A 595-nucleotide genomic window follows, 5' to 3' on the forward strand; every position below is an offset into this window, starting at 1 on the left:
TTTATTTTTCCATATGAAAGGTTAAAACCACCGACTTTAGTCGGTCAGCTTTAGCTGCGATACTGTGTTGCACGAGAGGTGCAATATGGATTACAGATATGGCAGCCACACGGTATTTCAGATTGAGTATCATTTTGTGTGGGTAACAAAATACAGGCACAAAGTGCTAACAGGTGAAGTTGGTTTACGGGTGAGAGAGTTAGTTCGTCAGACATGTGAAGCGTTCGAAATCAGAATAGTAGAAGGGGTCGTGAGCCAAGACCATGTCCATATACTGGTGAGTTGTCCTCCGAGCTTAGCGCCCTCAGAAATCATGAGGCGAATAAAGGGAAGGACAGCAAGTAAGTTGTTTGAAGAGTTTGCTCACTTGAAAAAGCGCTACTGGGGTCAGCATTTTTGGGGCAGAGGCTATTTTTGTGCGACGGTAGGTCAGTTAACGGAAGAGATGATAAAGGCCTATCTGGCGCATCATTTTGAACCGAACCCAAATGATCACTTCAGGCTGGATAATTGACGCATCGTTTAGCCGATGCGTATCCGGACTTTCAGTCCGTTAATCACTAACCCACCGACTTTAGTCGGTGGTTGTTGAGTT

Annotated in this window: 1 protein-coding gene; it reads left to right on the plus strand. The window is 45.0% G+C overall.

Annotated elements, in window-relative coordinates:
* Nucleotides 1-85: 85 nt before the first annotated feature.
* Nucleotides 86-514, plus strand: a complete 429-nt coding sequence (tnpA, locus tag AAC855_RS21205; RefSeq protein ID WP_340612115.1) for an IS200/IS605 family transposase — start codon at nucleotides 86-88, stop codon at nucleotides 512-514.
* The last annotated feature ends 81 nt before the right edge of the window (nucleotides 515-595 follow it).

Origin of the sequence: Xenorhabdus bharatensis (assembly GCF_037996705.1) — a bacterium.
GTDB lineage: Bacteria > Pseudomonadota > Gammaproteobacteria > Enterobacterales > Enterobacteriaceae > Xenorhabdus > Xenorhabdus bharatensis.

Excerpts from the sequence above, each read along its gene's own strand:
- tnpA (WP_340612115.1), top strand. The coding sequence starts at position 86 with ATGGATTACAGATATGGCAGCCACACGGTATTTCAGATTGAGTATCAT.